The 1174-nt window shown below is 77.8% G+C and carries 3 protein-coding genes; all 3 read right to left on the bottom strand.

Annotated features, from left to right (window positions below):
- Positions 1-84: 84 nt before the first annotated feature.
- Complete coding sequence (locus ABD879_RS32630) at positions 85-489, bottom strand: DUF742 domain-containing protein (protein WP_345025654.1); 405 nt, start codon at positions 487-489, stop codon at positions 85-87.
- Between the two features lie 6 nt (positions 490-495).
- Positions 496-927: a roadblock/LC7 domain-containing protein gene (locus ABD879_RS32625; RefSeq protein WP_345025653.1), complete on the bottom strand. Its 432-nt coding sequence runs from the start codon at positions 925-927 to the stop codon at positions 496-498.
- Positions 924-1174: hypothetical protein (locus tag ABD879_RS32620; RefSeq protein ID WP_345025651.1), on the bottom strand; the 251-nt coding region annotated here is incomplete at its 5' end. The genes ABD879_RS32620 and ABD879_RS32625, both read right to left, overlap by 4 nt.

Raw genomic sequence — 1174 nt, 5'->3', positions numbered from 1 at the left:
CCGCCCGGCCGCTCCGCCGGCGGCCCGGCGCCGCGGGGCCGCTCGGCGGGCGGCAGCGGGGTGCCGGACGGGCCGTCCGGCGGCTCAGAGCGCGCGGATACCATCGAGGACCCTCCTGAGCAGGTTCGGATCGGTGTGCGGGGCGGCCGGGGCGGACCAGCGCTGGACGCCCAGCAGGCCCGCCTGGATCAGCTCGTCGGCCAGCACCCGGACCACGCCGAGCGGCAGGTCCAGGTCGGAGGCCAGGTCGGCCAGCGTGTACGGGCGGCGGCACAGCGCCAGCAGGCGGCGCCGCTCGCGCGACAGCCGCTCCGGCTCGGCGGGCGCCGCGCCCGTCGCGACCAGGATGGTGACCAGGTCCAGCGGCTCGCCGTGCGGCCGGGTCCGGCCGCGGGTCACCGCGTAGGGGCGGACGATCGGCCCGGCGGCCTCGTCGAGCCACCGCTCCCCGCCCGGACCGGGGATCCCGCCGGGGGCGCTGCGGTCCACGCCCGCTCACCCGGATCCCGGCCCCGGGCCCGTTCCCCGTCCGCCATGGCGCAGCCCGGTGGACAGCTGCCTGCCGACCCGCTTGACCAGCATCGTCATCTCGTAGGCGACCAGGCCCGCGTTGGCGCTCGCGTCGCTGAGCAGGGCCAGGCAGCTGTTGGCCCCGGCCGGGACGACGAAGAACAGCCCCTTGTCCATCTCGACGATCGTCTGCCTGATCTCGCCGGCGTCCAGGTGCGGCCCGGCGCCGACCGCGAGGCTGTGGAACCCCGACGCCAGCGCGGCCAGGTACTCGGCGTCCTCGCGGCCCACGTCCCGGGACGCCCCCATCACCAGCCCGTCGCGGGACAGGACGACGACCTTGCGGACCGGCGGCACCCGGTCCACCAGATCGTCCAGAAGAAAGCCCAGCTGGGCCGCCACTTCCTGCTGCGTCATGGTGACGTTCCCCTTTCCTGCCGGGGGTCGCCCGGCCCCTCGTCCTCATCCCGGCCGCGCAGCCAGCCCGCCTGCAGGGACGCGAACAGCTCCCGCGACGCCTCGGCCGACCGCCGCTCCCACGCCTCCAGCGGGTCCTCGCCGCCCTGCGGGGCGGGCGCCGCGAGCGGGCCGTCGTCGTCCTCGCGCAGCTGCGGCGCGAGGTTCGCCTGCCGCACGCGGCGCGGCAGCGGCGCGCGCCCCCTGC

This window comes from Actinomadura keratinilytica, from assembly GCF_039539665.1.
GTDB classification, from domain to species: domain Bacteria; phylum Actinomycetota; class Actinomycetes; order Streptosporangiales; family Streptosporangiaceae; genus Spirillospora; species Spirillospora keratinilytica.
This window is presented reverse-complemented; position numbering and strand designations above follow the sequence as displayed.

What these genes read in the sequence shown, in the direction of transcription:
- ABD879_RS32625 (WP_345025653.1), bottom strand. Translation starts at nt 927, where the DNA reads ATGACGCAGCAGGAAGTGGCGGCCCAGCTGGGCTTTCTTCTGGACGAT.